Origin of the sequence: Carboxylicivirga litoralis, assembly GCF_025499605.1 — a bacterium.
In the GTDB taxonomy this organism is placed as follows: Bacteria; Bacteroidota; Bacteroidia; order Bacteroidales; family Marinilabiliaceae; genus Carboxylicivirga; species Carboxylicivirga litoralis.
In genome coordinates, this window is the sequence record NZ_JAFMVC010000004.1 from 99,595 (window position 1) to 115,974 (window position 16,380).

The following is a 16,380-nucleotide window of genomic DNA, read 5'->3' on the forward strand; positions in this document are numbered from 1 at the left end:
TCAATTTAAATACGACAATATACCTTCTAAACAGTGGCTCTATCAAATGGAAAATAGAGCCATTGTTTCATTAAGTTGGTTATACATAAAACAACGCAATTGATGAAAATAGTATCATATATATTCTTTATGGCTATTTGTATGCTTGTTATTGGGTGTTCAAGTTGCAGTAAAGATGATAATCGAGAAGATAAGAAGATCATCCCTGAGATGGCGATTCGAGTACCGGCCGGGGGTAATACCTGGGTGGTGAATGACCCTTTTAAGGGCGAACAAACTATTTCAGAAGATGGAATAAAGAGTTGGAATAATAACGCTGATAAGTATCGAATCTACTTTAAACTGCCTCAGGGTGGTCAGCTGCATGTTGGTCTTAAGGCCAAGGTTGTAAGTGGTGTTTCGGAATTGAAATGCACCGTTGCAGGTGTTTCAAAAAAGGTAAGCGTAACTGGAAATCAGTCAGCCAATCATTTTGTTGGCACTTTTGAGGTGTCAGAACCAGGCTATCATTTTGTAGAGATTGAAGGTGTTTCCAAAGAGGGTAACACTTTTGCCGATATTAGTGGGTTGACTTTAGGTGGAGAAGCAACTTCGGGCAAAATGTACTTTGTGAATGAAGATTTTTACTGGGGGCGTCGAGGTCCTTCTGTTCACCTCAGCTATAAAGTACCTGAGGCAGCTTCTGATATTGAGTATTTCTATAATGAAATAACAGTTCCGGAGGGTGAGGATGTGATTGGTTCTTACTTTATGACCAATGGTTTTGGTGAAGGGTATTTTGGTATGCAGGTAAATTCCGAAAACGAACGTCGAGTCTTATTTTCGGTTTGGAGCCCTTATCATACAGACGATCCAAGTTCAATACCGGATGAAGACAAAATAAAATTGGTGCGAAAAGGAGATGATGTTTCTACCGGTGAATTTGGTAACGAAGGCTCAGGTGGACAAAGCTATTGGAGATACAATTGGATAGCAGATAATACCTACCAGTTTTTATTAAAAGGAAAGCCGTTGGACGACGGTTACACGCAATATACGGCTTGGTTTAAAGGACCCGAGTTGAGTGACTGGAAACTTATCGCCAGCTTTAAACGACCAAAAATTCAGACCTGGTTAACCAGCCAGTATTCATTCCTTGAGAATTTTCACACCGAAACAGGTGCCATTAGTCGAAAGGCTTACTATAGCAATCAATGGGTGCGCGATACCAATGGTCAATGGTTTGAGATGACTGAAGCAAAGTTTACAGCTGATGCCACAGCTCGAAAAGAATCGCGAATGGATTATGCAGGAGGTGTAGAAAATGATACCTTCTTCATGCAAAATTGCGGTTTCTTTAACGAAACAACACCGATAGATAGCTATCATAAACGAACTGCGTTGGGAAAACAACCGGTTATAGACCTTAATAAATTGCCTTAAAGACTATTTTTCTTTTAATTTTCACCTTAATCCCCGGTGCTTGCTTCCCCTGCGACGCCGGGGATTTTTGTGATTTGGCAAATAGTATTCCTAAGCAATTTCAGATGATTTAGCTAGATGTAACTGATTATTTTGCAAGTCAATGCCTCATGCCAACAAGCAACTAACGCGAAACTATTTGACAATGCTAATAATAAACTATTTTTACATCCGTTTGAAACTACGATATAAACACTAAAGAGCATCATAATAATGAATCGTTTATTAAGCTTAATAATTATCGCGCTTGTGAGTTTTGGCGCAATGGCTCAGGAAAATACCGTTTTAACGATAGGAGAGAAAACCTTTTCGTTGGAGGAATTCAATTATATCTACGATAAAAACAATGCCTTAACACAAGAACCGGTTAGCAAAACCGAATATGTTGATTTGTTTGTTAATTATAAACTAAAAGTAGAAGAGGCCATCGCTCAGGGCTATGATACACTACCTTCGTTTCAACAAGAGTTGAACTATTATCGAAACGAGCTGGCTAAACCGTATTTGACAGATAAAAAAGCAAGCGATGAAGTAGTTAAGGAGGCTTATGAACACATGCTCTATGAGGTAGATGCGTCTCATATATTAATAAAGCTGGATAAGTCACCATCACCCGAAGATACTTTGAAAGCTTATAAAAAAATAGCTGCTATAAAAGCTCAGCTTGATAATGGGGCTGGTTTTGAAGACTTAGCTGTAAAGCTTTCAGAAGGACCGTCGGCTCCCAATAAAGGGCGTTTGGGGTATTTTGGAGCATTTATGATGGTTTATCCGTTTGAAAAAGCTGCCTATAATACACCGGTAGGAGAGGTGTCTGACATTATTCGTACAGCTTTTGGTTACCACCTGATTAAAGTTCATGATAAGCGTAAAAATAAAGGGGAGATATTGGTGGCACACATCATGAAAGCTTTTCCCTATCAAGCCAGTGAACTTATTCAAAACCAATCGAAAATTGCCATTGATTCTATTTATCAAAAGCTAATAAATGGGGAGTCGTTTAATGCCATGGTAGCGCAGTTCTCTGATGATAAGCAAACGGTTGCTAACAATGGTAAGCTGCCCTGGTTTGGAACCGGTCGTATGGTGCCTGAATTTAGCGATGCCGCTTTTGCATTGGAGAAGAACGGTGATTTTTCAAAGCCTGTTAAAACACAGTTTGGCTGGCACATCATTAAACGAATTGATATTCGTCCGGTTAAGCCTCTAGAGAAATGTCGTGATGAAATTATGCAAAAGATTAAACGTGACGAACGCGCTTTTGCAGGTAGGAAAGCGACTATAGAACGTTTGAAAGAAGACTATCACTACACACTGAATGAAGCAGCTTATAAGCAGTTGAAAACATTGGTGGTTAAAGTCAGTAAAGGTGAAAAAGCCACCTTTATTGAACAGGTGAGTCAGGCTGGTTTGCAAGTGGCTTCTTTCGATGGTCAGCAAATAAATTCAACAGACTTTGCCAATAACGCTTTTCCTTTCAATTTGCCGCCGGCTGGGTTAACGGAAGCCAATTTTACGCAAATATGGACTGATTATGAAGGTAATCAGTTGATTGAATATGAAAAAGCTAACCTTGAAAGTAAATATCCTGAGTTCAGATATTTAATGAATGAATACCACGATGGCTTGTTGATTTTTGAGATAAGCCAAAAAGAAATATGGAATAAAGCCTCAAATGATAGCCTTGGTTTAACCAGGTATTATGAAGCGCATAAAGATGATTATGTGTTAGATGAGCATTTTAACGGACGTTTGTTGTATTGTAAAAATAAAGCGACATACAAACAGCTGAAGAAGCTGATTAAGAAGGATGCTAAACTACCGGTTGACTCGTTAACATCTGACTTAGCAGCTAATGTCATGGAAAAAGAAGGGCGTTTTTTTAAAGGGGATGAAGCTCTGTTAGATGAACAGGTTTGGAAGGTTAAGAAGGTAACAGCAGAGAATACTTATCCATATTTGCTTACCGTAGGAAAAAAGCAAGAAAAAAGTATTCAGCCTTTAAATGAGGTGCGCGGTCGCGTTATCTCAGATTATCAGGAAGAATTGGAGAAAAACTGGATAAAAGACCTTAAGCAAAAATACAATCCTAAGCTTAACACTTTTGTTTTTAATGAACAATAATTTACTTTAGCCGAAATAAGTCAGTACAATTTTAAAAGAATGAAAAGATTCTCTACCGGAATGTCAGTGCTAGCTATTTTGGCTCTGCTAAGTATTGTTAGTTGTAATAAAAATGGTGCTTCTGTAGAAGAAGAGCCATTGGTTAAAATTAACGAAACGATTCTCACCAAAGGCATGTTGTCGAATGCTGTTCCCAATAGCTTATCAAAAGATGACAGTGTCATATTTGCACAAGATTATATTAACCGATGGATTCGCTCAGAGCTTTTATTGGGAAAGGCCGAATTGAACCTGACTCCGGAAGAAAAAGATGTAGCAGCATTGATGGAAGAGTACCGTCGCTCGTTGCTGATTCATCAGTATCAGCAAAAGATGCTGGAGCAAAAATACAGCCCGTTAATTACAGGCTCGGAGATAAGAAAATATTACACCGACATGGAAGATAACTTCCGGTTATCAGAACCCATTATTAAAGGTGTATTTGTTATTGTGCCTCAGTCGGCACCAAATATTGACATGTTAAAAAAATTATACCGCTCCGATGATTCGGAAGACCTGGTGAAACTGGAGGCTTATTGCTTTCAGAATGCCAAAAAATATGAGGTATTCCTTGATCATTGGTTGACTTTTGATGAAATAAATAAGCACTTGCCCGAAAGTATCAACAGAACTGAGCGATTCATTAAAAACAATACCTATCATCACACCACTGATTCGTTGAATCAATATTTTCTGTCGATAAAGGAATATAAGCTAGGTAATGAAGTGGCACCCCTTGAGTTTGTTGAGTCAAAAATTAAAGCCATTTTGCTAAATAAAAAACGTTTAGAGTTTATTAAGCAGTTGGAAAGTGATTTGTACGAAGAAGCCTTAAAAAACAAGAATATTACTTTCTTTTAATCGAACTCAGGTTAGTCGCCAGCAATTAGTAGCAAATCATTTTTAATTATTAGCTTTTTATAATAATAGCGTCCTAAGTGATTCAGTTCAAATAGTTTGTGTTGGTGATATTGAGCGGCCTCAGCCGGTGAGTCATAAAACAAGTTTGACTTGACGGTTAAAAATTGATTTTTGTTTGAGTCTTTTGGAGGAACGGAAAAAGACGAGTTTAATCAATTTCAGTCAATCAAATGTAGTTTTTTGAATGAAGCGGGTGAAGCCTTGAACTTTTTTCCTTAGTTTTTTAGGTCAAGCTAAAAAAGTAAGTCGGGTTTGGGCGAAGCGCCAATATAATTTAGACAGAATTGTTTTAAAAGCTAAAAATTGAACAACTATTTACAATAGGAGCAAAAAATTATGTAGGTTTGCATTTGCCTTAAATGATGCATTATTATTGGAGAGATAATAAACAGGCAATGCATCTGAATGATTAGATGATAAAGATTTAGAAACTTTTGAATATGAAGCAATTCATTAAGATAAGCACATTACTACTTTCAATATTTTTCTTTTTAAATACACTACAGGCTCAAAACAATGTGATTGATGAGGTGATTGCTGTGGTTGGTGATAATGCCATTCTTAAGTCGGATATTGAGCACCAATATGAGCAGGCTTTAGTGGAAGGAGCAAACTACCAGGGTGATTTGAAATGCCATCTGTTTGAGCAGGCTTTGATTAGTAAGTTATTGTTAAATCAAGCTGAGTTAGATAGTGTTGAGGTTGGTGAAAACGAAGTGGTGAACCAGGTTGATCAGCGTATTAACTATTTTATTCAGCAGATTGGTGACAAAGAAAAACTGGAAGAGTACTTTAATAAATCGCTGTTGCAAATTAAACGCGACCAGATGGAGATGGTGCGAACACAAATGCTAACGCAACGCATGCAGCAGGAAATTACGAAAGATATTAATGTTACAACGGCCGATATTCGAGGATATTACCGTAACCTGCCAAAAGATAGTTTGCCAATGGTGCCATCTCAATATGAATTACAACAAATTGTATTGCATCCTAAAGTAGAACAAAAAGAGATTGATCGCGTCAAGTCACAGTTGCGTGATTTCCAGAAACAAGTGAATGAAGGACGTGACTTTGCTACCTTAGCAGTGTTATATTCTGAGGATAAAGGGTCGGCAACACGAGGTGGTGAGCTTGGCTGGATGCCACGTTCGGGTTTGGTACCTGAGTTTGCTAGTGTCGCATTTAATCTTCAGGATAAAAAGAAAGTCTCGAAAATTGTAGAGACGGAATTTGGTTTTCACATTATTCAGCTAATCGACCGTAAGGGTGAGCGTATTAACTGTCGCCATATTTTGATTAAGCCCAAAGTTAGCGAAGAAGCCAAAAAAGAAGCAAAAGCCAGCCTGGATACCATCAGAGGTTTAATTACAGACGGAACCATGTCATTTGAAGAGGCCGCATTACGTTTTTCAACGGATAAAGATTCGCGTATCAGTGGAGGTCAAATGGTTAACCCTCAGACGGGAGCTTCTAATTTTGAGATGAGCGATATTCCGGTTGCTATTAATAAAGAACTTCAAAGCATGAAAGAGGGCGATATTTCGCCAACGTTCTTTATGATTGATGAGCGAAAAGGAAAAGAAACCTATCGTTTGATAAAATTGAAACGAAAATCAGAACCTCATAAAGCTAATCTTAAAGAGGATTACCAGTTATTGCAGTCGATGCTTGAAAACAATATGAGACAAGAGACACTTGATAAGTGGATTAAAGAGAAGCAAGCTGAGACGTATATAACCATCGATAAGAATTGGGTTAATTGCGACTTTGAATATGATAATTGGGTAAAAGAATAACTCAAAACAAATTATACGAAGACCTCGGAATTATTCATTTCGAGGTTTTTTTATCTATAAATCAGAATACATGCAAGCCTCTTCACTTAGAATCATTAAAAACTGGTCGTTATATTGTTATCGACTCATAAAAATCACTACATTTGAATTATTGCAATCAAGTGAAGTGTGAAACGAGTCACCTATAAGTATAGAAACTCCCATTTAGAAGCTTATTTCTGGTTAATCGCCCTTGTTTCGCTAGCGCTTTCTTCACCTGATAAAGCGACGCATTACACTCTTTGTATTTTTAAAAATCTGGGATTTGATTTTTGTCCTGGCTGCGGCTTGGGTCGTAGTATTACTTTTTTGTTTCACGGACAATTTGTTGAATCATGGCAATCTCACCCACTGGCTTTGCTGGCTGTGGTTATTTTGCTTTACAGATGTTTTAAGTTATTAAAGAATGACATAAACTTTACAACATAAAATAGAAGCTATGAACAAAATTTACACCTTATTACCAGAAGTCGAAGGAGAAGAGGCGATATTCCTGGATTCTCTTCTAAAAGATATGAATGAAGAACAAGCACAGAACTTTATTCTCATTTATCGAGGTCGTCGTAAAGATCCGCAGACAATTTTATTAACAGCTCTGTTGGGTTTCTTTGGATTTGCGGGTATTCACCGATTTTTCATTAACCATATTGGAATGGGAATTCTGTATTTCTTTACAGCTGGTTTGTGTTTCATTGGTACTATTGTTGATTTGGTGAACCATAAAAACCTGGCTTTTGAGCATAACCAACAGGTAGCACGCGAAATTAAGCTGTTGATTAGTTAATAATCATCAAAGATAAAAGGTAAAGCTCCATTTTGTGGGGCTTTTTTTGTATCATATCTAGTGGCTTTAATCTTATTCTGAGGGAAGGGTTTTACGAAGGTTTTAGTGCTTTCTTGGGAATATGAATTCAACCATTCATCATGCATCGTATTATCTAAAATAAGTGGCATGCGAGCTTCGTTTAGCCTTGGGTTATTATGGATTTTTGTCATTAGTTGATTGGCAGGTGTTGTTAGAATACTACAGGTGTTAACCAGCTTTCTTGTTTCAGGATTTCGCCATTCGCTCCAAAGGCCTGCCAGCATTAATGGTTGGTCATCATTAGATGAAATATAGTAAGGGACAGTCGTATTTTTAAGATGATGATTTTCGTAGAAGCCAGCAACTGGTATCAGGCAATGTTTGTGTTGGGCTGCATCCTTAAATGCGGGTTTTTCAAAGATAATTTCGGCCCGGGCATTTAGTGTTTTATTCCAGATGGTGTTAGCCTGGTCAATCGAATTGGTCCAATGAGGAATTAATCCCCAATAAGATAGAATTGGATGAAAAGGTTCTTCATTTGTGTATATTATTATCTCTGGATGAGTAAATCCGGATACCTTTTCAAAATCTTTAAAACCCTTTAATTCTTCTTCATAGCGGATGATATCTTCTTTAACGCCATAATGCCTGGCTCTTTTAAGGGCTTTCTCAATCAGGTATTTGGCAGTATAACACATCTGTTCTTTTTACAATTACTAACAGATACATTAGAGGCTTTGTTGATTGGTGGTATATAAAAAAATCCGCTCGATAAAGCGGATTTTGTTGTGGTATCAATTATTTACAACACTGACACTTTTCAATGCGCCATTGTGGAAAATGTTCTGAGGTATAATTATAAAGGCTATCAGAAGAGTAAAATTCGCCTAACAAAAGGCACGAGTCAATTTTGGGCATGATATGGCAGCCAACTTTATGAATGGTGCGTATGCCTTTATCCGATCGTTTATATTCCAGATAATAGGTGTTCATTATGTGTTTTGGGCTAATGTTTAACTGATTATGCTAACGCGCTTTAAGCCTTTTAGATTGAGTATCTTAATGGACTCTTTATTCATGTCAATGAGCTTTTCACGCATAAAATCATTGAGCGAACGACTAACCGATTCTTTTGAAGTGCCAATCCAGTTGGCCATGTCGGTGCGAGAAATACGCATCGGGAAATCATAGCCTTCTTCTACATCAAAAAGCTCCATCTGCTTTACCAGGATATTAGCCGCACGCCCGCGAACAGATTTCTGGCTCATATCAATAATTGACGTACAGGCTTCTTTCATTTCAGAACAGGCTTTTTTTAACATTGTAAAAGCCAGGTTGCTATCTGTTTTAAAAGCATTCTGTAAGCTGTTGTCCGATAATTCGCAAAGCACAGAATTAACCATACATTCACAACCTGTAATTTCTGGTTCATTGGTAAACTGAGAATAATAACCAACAATTTCTCCCTCACGTACCATGCGCACTATTTGCTTGTTTCCTTTGGCACCAACACTGTATAGCTTTACCATGCCTTTTTTTACAAGGTAGGCTGTTTTGGCTTTACTGTTGGCATTGTAAACAACTTCACCAGTTTGGAACATTGAGCATTTGTCAAACGAAGTTAATGCCTGACTGCTGTTATTCATCACACTTTCCATTTTACTCCATTTTCAGATTTATTTTCTAAGGGTAAAAGCTTAAAAGAAAGAGGTACCGTTTATCGCCAGATGAGCACCTCTTAACTTAAACCTTTTGTATTGATATAGACACTTTAATGGATGAAATGGGTGACACCAGCTATGATTTTTTGATATAAAGAAAGGAAATCATTAACGATTTCCTTTCTTTATATCTTTAAGAGGTATCCTATAAGTCTTTCATACTTAACTGAATGCGTTTTCTGACTCTGTCCACTTCCATCACTTTAACTTTTACTTGTTGCTGTAGCTTCACTACTTCGTTAGGATCGCTAATGTACTTATTGGCCAATTGCGAAATATGAACTAAACCATCTTGTTTGACGCCAATATCAACAAAAGCACCAAAATTAGTTATGTTAGTGACTAAACCAGGTAAAACCATGCCTTCGTATAAATCATCAATGGAATAGATCCCTTCTGCAAATTCAAAGGTTTTGATTTCACTGCGCGGATCACGCCCGGGCTTATCCAGTTCTTTCATAATATCGTTAAGTGTTGGCAATCCAAACTTATCCGACACATAGCTTTGCAGCTTAATTTTATCACGAAGTAATTTGTTTTCAATTAAATCCTTGATGCTACAGCCTATGTCTGTAGCCATTTGCTTTACAATTTTATAGGCTTCAGGGTGAACCGCAGTATTATCTAAAGGGTTTTTAGCATCGTTGATGCGCAAGAAACCAGCGGCCTGTTCAAAAGCTTTGGCACCAAGGCGTGGTACTTTTTTAAGTTTATCGCGCGACTCAAAAGCACCGTTTTCTGCCCTGAAATCAACAATGTTTTGTGCTAATTGAGGGCCTAATCCCGAAACGTAGGTCAATAAATGCTTGCTGGCCGTATTGAGATTAATACCTACGGAGTTAACGCATGATTCAACAACCGTATCAAGCGATTTCTTTAGTTGTGTTTGGTCAACATCGTGCTGGTATTGTCCAACGCCAATTGATTTGGGGTCAATCTTCACCAGTTCGGCCAGTGGATCCATTAGCCGTCTGCCAATGGAGACGGCACCACGCACTGTCACATCATAATCAGGAAACTCTTCGCGAGCAGCTTTGCCGGCCGAATAAACGGAGGCACCATCTTCACTCACCACATAAATATCCACTTTGTTTTTAAAGCGAAGGCCTTTGGCGAAAGCTTCTGTCTCTCGCGATGCCGTTCCGTTTCCAATGGCGATGGCTTCTATCTGATGCTTTTCTATCAGTAAGGTGATAGTATTTGCCGATTTCTGATAGTCGTTTTGCGGAGCGTGTGGATAAATAGTGCTGTTTTCTTTTAAATTACCTTGTGCATCAAGGCAAACTACTTTGCAGCCCGTTCTGTAGCCCGGGTCAAGTGCTAAAACACGTTTTTGTCCGAGAGGAGAGGCGAGAAGCAACTGGCGCAGGTTTTCAGCAAATACTTTAATGGCTTCGGTATCTGATTTTTCGGTAAATAGGTTGGTAAACTCTGTCTCGATTGATGAGGACAAAAGACGTTTGTAGGCATCAGCCACCGCTTCAGAAACCTGATCAGATGCACTGGTATTGCCTTTGACAAAAAAGCGCTCTAAACGATGAATGCAGTTATCTGCGTCTGGAGAAACCGATAGCTTTAAGAAACCTTCTTTTTCGCCTCGTCTCATCGCCATAAAACGGTGCGAAGGACAACGCTTGAGTGATTCGCTCCACTCGAAATAATCCTTGTATTTGATGCCTTCTTCTTCCTTGCCTTTGACCACTTTTGAGGTAATGACCGCTTCTTTGTCAAAAACAGAGCGCACAATCTCGCGTCCAACCTTATGTTCGTTGACCCATTCGGCAATAATATCTCTAGCCCCCTGCAGTGCCTCGTCAGTATCTGCCACTTCATCATTAACAAAAGAAGCAGCCCGGCCTTCAATGTCCCGTTCGTATTGCTTCATCATGATTTTTGCCAATGGTTCCAAACCCTTCTCGCGCGCTTTAACGGCACGTGTTTTTCGTTTGGGTTTGTATGGCAGATAAATATCTTCCAGCTCTGTTAAGCTAAACGTTTCCTCAATTTTCTTTTTTAATTCAAGCGTCAGAACATTCTGCTCATCCATCGATTTCAGAATGGTTTCTTTGCGTTTTTCAATTTCCTGAAGTTTTTCGTAACGCTCTTTAATGCTTCCAACCTGCAATTCATCCAGGCTTCCGGTCATTTCTTTCCGGTATCGGCTGATAAACGGAATGGTAGCACCTTCATCAAGAAGGCTAATGGTGTTTTGAACGCTTTTTAGAGAGATATTTAGTTCAGATGCAATGATTTGGCTTAACTGCATAGTAATGACATTATAAGAGCTTGTAATTAGACTGCTGTTAGTTAGGTGTGATTTAACAAAAGAAGCTCAGAGCTTTTTAGTTGTCAGATTTCTGTTGTTTTTGAGTTGGTTTCTTTTTAAACGGTTTACGTTTGTTGCCTGATGGTTTTCGTTTTTGACCACTACCTTTTCTTCTTTTCTTCAACAACTCCTCCGGGTTATATACCGGGGCTTCACCCAATTCAGGATTAAGCGGAATTTTAAAGATGTCCGTTTCAATCAGTTGTTCAATTTTATGAAACTCCAGTATTTCCTTGTCGTTGATTAGCGTTATGGCAACACCTTGCGTCTGCGCTCTGGCTGTACGGCCAACACGGTGTACATAATCCTCGGCATCGCGTGGTACATCGAAGTTGATGACCAGGTCAATTTTCTCAATGTCAATACCACGGGCAATGATATCGGTTGCTACCAGTATTTGAACATTACGGTTTTTAAAATCGCGTAATACATTTTCGCGTTCAGACTGTTCTAAGTCAGAGCTGATGGCCTTTGAATTAAAGCCATTGCTATGAAGTGAACGAGCGATTTCTTTAACCTTTTGTTTGGTAGACGAGAAGATGATAATGCTCGGTAAATCTTTATCTTTGAGAAGCGTATTAAGGAGTGGTATTTTTTGTGTGTCGTATACCATGTAAGCAGCTTGCAAAATTCCTTCCGCTGGTTTACTAATAGAGATATTAACTTCTTCCTGATCCACTAAAATATTTTTTGCCAGCTCTCTGATTTTAGGAGGCATGGTGGCTGAAAACATCAGGGTTTGGCGTTCTTTAGGCAGGTATTTAACCACTTGCATAATGTCATCGAAGAACCCCATATCAAGCATGCGATCAGCCTCGTCTAGTATAAGGTGCTGAAGCGTATCCATGTTGACATAGCCCATGGTCAGGTGTTGAATCAATCGGCCTGGTGTTGCTATAACAATATCAGCACCGGTAGTCAACGCGTTCTTTTGGCGGTTCCACTCGCTGGAATCATTACCACCGTAAATAGCTGTTGAGGAGATATCGAGAAAATAGCCAAAACCTTCCATTTGCTGGTCAATCTGGATGGCTAGTTCACGTGTTGGAACCAGAATTAAGGCATTTATCTTATTATGTCCATGTCTGATCAACTTATCGAGCACTGGCAGGAGGTAGGCAGCAGTTTTACCTGTTCCCGTTTGTGCACAAGCAATCAAATCTTTTCCATCCTTAATAACAGGAATGGTTTTTTCCTGAACGGGAGTTGCCTTTTCAAAACGCATGGCATCAAGGCCACTCAGCAACTCATCTGAAAATCCAAATTCTTTAAATTCCAATATTCTCTTTTTACAGTTTCATTATTCTACATAAACGACCAGTCCTTTCAAATATTCTCCTTCAGGATGATAAATATCCACCGGGTGATCGGCTGGTTGGGTCAACTGTTGTAATATTCTTACTTTGCGACCAGCCCTGGCAGCAGCCGAAAAGACCATCGTTCTGAATTGCTCCTTTGTGATTACCTGTGAGCAGGAAAAGGTGAATAGTATTCCACCCGAACGAATTTGTTCCAGTGCTTTAGCATTCAGACGTCGGTATCCTTGCAAAGCATTTTTTACCACATTAACATGCTTGGCAAAAGCCGGTGGGTCCAAAATAATCAGGTCGTATTTGTTTTTTATCTTATTCAGATATTTAAAAGCATCAACAGCAAAGGCTGCGTGGCGTTCGTCACCCGGAAAGTTGAGCTCTACATTATCGTTGGTAATTTGAATCGCTCTTTCTGAGCTATCAACAGAATGCACCAGTTTAGCACCTCCTCGCATGGCATAAAACGAGAAGCCTCCCGTATAACAAAACATATTAAGAACCTCGCGATTCTTACTGTAATGCTCAATCAATGAGCGGTTCTCACGCTGGTCGACAAAGAAGCCGGTCTTTTGACCTTTTTCCCAATCTACTTTAAACTTAAGGCCATTTTCGAGAGCTACTTTTTCAGAACTTTTACCAAAAATATAACCATTAACAGGTTCCACATCCGCTTTGTAAGGCATGGTACCTTCTGATTTGTTAAATATTGATTTCAACTGATCGCCTAGCACCTCTTGCAGGGCTTTTGAAATCGTGTCTTTTTCAAGATACATGCCAACAGTATGCATTTGCACTACTGCTGTACCATTATAAAAATCAATGATTAAACCAGGTAAATAGTCACCTTCTCCATGAACCAGGCGAAACGCATTGGTGTTCTCATCGTCAATCAAACCATTGGCTTGTCTTAGTTCGTAGGCTTTCTGTATTCTGTTTTTCCAGAAGTTATAATCAATTTCTTCCTGTTCAAAACTCAGGACACGAACTGCAATGGAGCCAATGATGTAATGGCCAAGAGCCAGAAAATTTTCTTGGCTATCAAGTACTTCTACAATATCACCTTCGATTAATTCAGGGCCTTTAACGCCTTTAACTGCTCCTGAAAATACCCACGGATGAAAACGATTTAAACTTTGTTCTTTTCCTTGTTTTAAAACTAATTGTGGTCTTTCTGACATCGATGATTGCTTCTTATATCGTTTGAGCTTTTACAGCTGGAAACTCTTTTAATAAATTATAATATAATTCGAGTGCCACCCAGGCATCGGTTGCAGCATACAGCACTTGCCCTTCTGTTAAGTGTGGTGCTTCCCAGTTTGAAAGGCGTTGGCGTTTACTGACTCTAAAATTTAATACTAAACCTGCTAGCTTTTTAAGACTTGTGTCTTCAATACCTACGCGCTTAACATGCTCCTGTATTTCAACAAATCCTGCCGAATCAAATTCTGCTAATCGGTTTAAGCCCCTGATGTCATCTCTAATGCCGACACCGATTTTCATTATTTCAGGATTGGCTAAAAGGCTGACTAATGCAGGATGAAAACCTGTTTTATTTAATCGAAATAAATATGCTTTTTCGCGTGTGGCTAGTTGTAATAAGGATACCTGGTTGATTTTACCTTTTTGAAACGAAGGCTTTGTTTCGGTGTCAAAGCCAATAACCTTGTGCTGTTTGATCTCATTAACCAGGCTATTAATCGCATTTTCATCTTCAACAACATCAACCGCTCCTTCAAAATGCTTCAGAGGTAGTTGGCTTAATTCTTCTTTGCTAATGGTTTTCTCCATCTATACTATTGGGGATTTAATATTTAGAGTAATGGGGTATCTTCATCGTTATCATCTTGCCAGTCTTGCTGCATGCGCATATACCAGTTTTCTTGTTGCTGGTTTTGTTGAAACTCTTCTTCGCCTTCTTCTTCTGTTAAATCATCTTCACCATGCAATACTGCGTGTAAGGCCCTTAGTGTGTTTACCATTCTTTGGCCCCAGTAGAGTTCAAAATTAGTAACAACTTCGGCAAGTGCATCGTTCATTATTTCAGTAACACCCAACCTGTATGCAGAAATAAAATCTTTTAAATCCTGATAGATATCTGCCATGTCTTCGCCAATAAAAGCGATAACAGGCGTGTCGCTGCGTTGCATGTCGGTATTAAAAACCTCGAGGTAATCGTTGAAGCGGCCAAGTTTGGCTGTTACGCCTTCCTGAATTTGAGCATAAGTCATTTCATCAACCGTTTTTTCAATGGTCTCTTCCAGCTCAGGCTCTACCTTTGGTAAAACCGACGCCTTTAGATATAGCAACGGGATAATTCGAGTTGCAACCGTAACAAATTGTTTGCGATTTATTTCATCAGCCGTTTCCAGGAATGTGCAATATTCCTTAGCTACCGTAACAAACTCAATAACATTTTTAGAATAAACAATGTGCTCAAACGATTCTTCCATACAATTAATCTAATCACCCTTTTCTGAGACAATGCAGATTGGATATTTAAAGGGCAAAAGTAACAAAAAATAGTGAGTATTACTTTGGGAAGGAGATAATCTGCTGAGAGGCTGAAACAGACGGTGTTTAACGATTTACGATTGTGATATGAAAATTGATTGTACGACTCGCTGAGAAGCAAAATCATGGCAGTCGGATAAAAATGTTATTTTTGCAATGAAAAATCAGGAGGGTTTCGACTTCAATTGATTTTTTTTGAACTAAAGAAAAGCGAATGAGTAAAGAAGCAATTAGTTTAGGAGTGTTGTACAAGAATTTGATTGGGCGTTTGAAAGAGCTGATTATTAGTCCTCGAAAAGAGTGGGCGTTAATCATTGGTGAACGCAAGCCAATAAATGAAGTGTTGGCACAGTTCAATCTTCCGCTAATTGGTCTGTATACCAGTGCTGTTTTTATTGGTTATTTACTGAGTTACCAGGAGTTGGATTTTCAGTCGGCCCTGAAAGAAGCTGTTTTTACATTTTCATCCTACTTTTTTGGATTGTATCTGAGCTACTATTTGCTTAATGGATTATTAGGTGTTTTTAAGTTTGATGTTGATAAAACAACAGTTTTTCAATTGGTAGCTTACTCTTCAAGTATCCTGTACTTGTCTGGTACAGTAGCGGCATTGATACCTGAAACCATTATTATAGCCAGTATTATCAATCTTTATGTTGTTTATCTGGTTTGGATGGGAATCGCACTTATTAAAGATTTTGCAAAAGAACAGCGTATTTGGATGACAACGGTTTGCTCGGTTGTTATTTTGGTGACGCCAATGTTAATTCATCGCTTATTTGTTTATATCAGTAACCTGACCTTATGAGTTTACCTTCGTCTCGAATAAATATAAGAAATAAAAGAGCCACGTTTGATTATGAGTTAATTGAGCGGTTTAATGCTGGTATTCAGTTAGCCGGAACCGAAATAAAATCCATACGACTCGGAAAAGCCAGTTTGGTTGATTCATACTGCTATTTTGTAAAAGGCGAATTGTGGTTGAAAGGTATGCGTGTATCAGAGTATTTCTATGGCACGTTTAATAATCATCAGCCAGAACGTGAAAGAAAACTCTTATTAAAGAAAAAGGAACTTCAGAAATTGGAACGTAAAACCAAGGAATCAGGATTAACCATTGTTCCAATTCGATTGTTTTTTAACGAGCGGGGGTTTGTTAAAATCGAAATAGCACTAGCCAAAGGAAAGAAACAACACGATAAACGTGAAACGCTGAAAATGAAAGACGCCGGAAGGGAAATGGATAGAGCACGTAAAAAGTTTTAATAAAACCGGAACCGGACGCAACCACTTCTACAAAATTCCATCTACACTAGCGAAT

Annotated in this window: 15 protein-coding genes; 8 read left to right on the forward strand and 7 right to left on the reverse strand. The window is 38.7% G+C overall.

Translation table 11 applies throughout. From position 1 onward, the window contains the following. The first annotated feature begins 102 nt into the window (after positions 1-102). The 6 genes from J1N10_RS05610 to J1N10_RS05640 all read left to right on the forward strand — a co-directional run bounded on the left by J1N10_RS05610 (position 103) and on the right by J1N10_RS05640 (position 7,167). On the forward strand, positions 103-1,422 hold the full coding sequence (locus J1N10_RS05610) for a DUF3472 domain-containing protein (protein ID WP_262325701.1): 1,320 nt from the start codon (positions 103-105) through the stop codon (positions 1,420-1,422). A gap of 252 nt (positions 1,423-1,674) precedes the next feature. After that, positions 1,675-3,585 (forward strand): peptidylprolyl isomerase, encoded by a 1,911-nt coding sequence (locus J1N10_RS05620; RefSeq protein WP_316044918.1) that lies wholly within the window; start codon positions 1,675-1,677, stop codon positions 3,583-3,585. A gap of 39 nt (positions 3,586-3,624) precedes the next feature. After that, the gene (locus tag J1N10_RS05625) at positions 3,625-4,485 is read left to right on the forward strand and encodes a hypothetical protein (RefSeq protein WP_262325702.1); all 861 of its coding nucleotides are present in this window, start codon (positions 3,625-3,627) and stop codon (positions 4,483-4,485) included. Positions 4,486-4,985: 500 nt separating this feature from the next. Then, positions 4,986-6,344 carry a peptidylprolyl isomerase gene (locus J1N10_RS05630; protein ID WP_262325703.1) on the forward strand — a complete coding sequence of 453 codons (1,359 nt, stop codon included), beginning with the start codon at positions 4,986-4,988 and terminating at the stop codon, positions 6,342-6,344. A gap of 168 nt (positions 6,345-6,512) precedes the next feature. Next, a complete protein-coding gene (locus J1N10_RS05635; protein WP_262325704.1) occupies positions 6,513-6,812 on the forward strand; it encodes a DUF2752 domain-containing protein in 300 nt (99 codons plus the stop codon). A gap of 10 nt (positions 6,813-6,822) precedes the next feature. Continuing rightward, positions 6,823-7,167, forward strand: a complete 345-nt coding sequence (locus J1N10_RS05640) for a TM2 domain-containing protein (RefSeq protein ID WP_262325705.1) — start codon at positions 6,823-6,825, stop codon at positions 7,165-7,167. On the opposite strand, the gene J1N10_RS05645 is transcribed toward J1N10_RS05640, so the two are convergent. From J1N10_RS05645 to J1N10_RS05675, 7 genes are all read right to left on the reverse strand, one after another. Next, entirely contained in the window at positions 7,164-7,886 is a 723-nt protein-coding gene (locus tag J1N10_RS05645; protein WP_262325706.1) for an SOS response-associated peptidase, read from the reverse strand. The two genes, J1N10_RS05640 and J1N10_RS05645, sit on opposite strands and share 4 nt — an antisense overlap. 315 nt (positions 7,887-8,201) lie before the next feature. Further along, positions 8,202-8,834 carry a Crp/Fnr family transcriptional regulator gene (locus J1N10_RS05650; RefSeq protein ID WP_262325707.1) on the reverse strand — a complete coding sequence of 211 codons (633 nt, stop codon included), beginning with the start codon at positions 8,832-8,834 and terminating at the stop codon, positions 8,202-8,204. Positions 8,835-9,054: 220 nt separating this feature from the next. Beyond that, positions 9,055-11,175 (reverse strand): Tex family protein, encoded by a 2,121-nt coding sequence (locus J1N10_RS05655; RefSeq protein WP_262325708.1) that lies wholly within the window; start codon positions 11,173-11,175, stop codon positions 9,055-9,057. Between the two features lie 76 nt (positions 11,176-11,251). Further along, positions 11,252-12,514, reverse strand: a complete 1,263-nt coding sequence (locus J1N10_RS05660; protein ID WP_262325709.1) for a DEAD/DEAH box helicase — start codon at positions 12,512-12,514, stop codon at positions 11,252-11,254. A gap of 21 nt (positions 12,515-12,535) precedes the next feature. After that, on the reverse strand, positions 12,536-13,726 hold the full coding sequence (locus J1N10_RS05665; protein ID WP_262325710.1) for a class I SAM-dependent rRNA methyltransferase: 1,191 nt from the start codon (positions 13,724-13,726) through the stop codon (positions 12,536-12,538). Positions 13,727-13,739: 13 nt separating this feature from the next. Next, the gene (locus tag J1N10_RS05670; RefSeq protein WP_262325711.1) at positions 13,740-14,336 is read right to left on the reverse strand and encodes a 3'-5' exonuclease; all 597 of its coding nucleotides are present in this window, start codon (positions 14,334-14,336) and stop codon (positions 13,740-13,742) included. 23 nt (positions 14,337-14,359) lie between these two features. Beyond that, the gene (locus J1N10_RS05675) at positions 14,360-14,998 is read right to left on the reverse strand and encodes a DUF5063 domain-containing protein (RefSeq protein ID WP_262325712.1); all 639 of its coding nucleotides are present in this window, start codon (positions 14,996-14,998) and stop codon (positions 14,360-14,362) included. A gap of 275 nt (positions 14,999-15,273) precedes the next feature. Between J1N10_RS05675 and J1N10_RS05680 the strand changes: the two genes are divergently transcribed. Both J1N10_RS05680 and smpB read left to right on the forward strand, forming a co-directional pair. Then, the gene (locus J1N10_RS05680; RefSeq protein WP_262325713.1) at positions 15,274-15,867 is read left to right on the forward strand and encodes a Yip1 family protein; all 594 of its coding nucleotides are present in this window, start codon (positions 15,274-15,276) and stop codon (positions 15,865-15,867) included. Then, positions 15,864-16,325: an SsrA-binding protein SmpB gene (gene smpB, locus J1N10_RS05685; protein WP_262325714.1), complete on the forward strand. Its 462-nt coding sequence runs from the start codon at positions 15,864-15,866 to the stop codon at positions 16,323-16,325. Before J1N10_RS05680 ends, smpB begins: the two co-directional genes overlap by 4 nt. The last annotated feature ends 55 nt before the right edge of the window (positions 16,326-16,380 follow it).

Coding starts and splice junctions, on each gene's coding strand:
- J1N10_RS05640 (WP_262325705.1), top strand. CDS start 6,823: ATGAACAAAATTTACACCTTATTACCAGAAGTCGAAGGAGAAGAGGCG.
- J1N10_RS05645 (WP_262325706.1), bottom strand. CDS start 7,886: ATGTGTTATACTGCCAAATACCTGATTGAGAAAGCCCTTAAAAGAGCC.
- J1N10_RS05620 (WP_316044918.1), top strand. CDS start 1,675: ATGAATCGTTTATTAAGCTTAATAATTATCGCGCTTGTGAGTTTTGGC.
- J1N10_RS05610 (WP_262325701.1), top strand. CDS start 103: ATGAAAATAGTATCATATATATTCTTTATGGCTATTTGTATGCTTGTT.
- smpB (WP_262325714.1), top strand. CDS start 15,864: ATGAGTTTACCTTCGTCTCGAATAAATATAAGAAATAAAAGAGCCACG.
- J1N10_RS05670 (WP_262325711.1), bottom strand. CDS start 14,336: ATGGAGAAAACCATTAGCAAAGAAGAATTAAGCCAACTACCTCTGAAG.
- J1N10_RS05650 (WP_262325707.1), bottom strand. CDS start 8,834: ATGAATAACAGCAGTCAGGCATTAACTTCGTTTGACAAATGCTCAATG.
- J1N10_RS05655 (WP_262325708.1), bottom strand. CDS start 11,175: ATGCAGTTAAGCCAAATCATTGCATCTGAACTAAATATCTCTCTAAAA.
- J1N10_RS05625 (WP_262325702.1), top strand. CDS start 3,625: ATGAAAAGATTCTCTACCGGAATGTCAGTGCTAGCTATTTTGGCTCTG.
- J1N10_RS05680 (WP_262325713.1), top strand. CDS start 15,274: ATGAGTAAAGAAGCAATTAGTTTAGGAGTGTTGTACAAGAATTTGATT.
- J1N10_RS05675 (WP_262325712.1), bottom strand. CDS start 14,998: ATGGAAGAATCGTTTGAGCACATTGTTTATTCTAAAAATGTTATTGAG.
- J1N10_RS05665 (WP_262325710.1), bottom strand. CDS start 13,726: ATGTCAGAAAGACCACAATTAGTTTTAAAACAAGGAAAAGAACAAAGT.
- J1N10_RS05630 (WP_262325703.1), top strand. CDS start 4,986: ATGAAGCAATTCATTAAGATAAGCACATTACTACTTTCAATATTTTTC.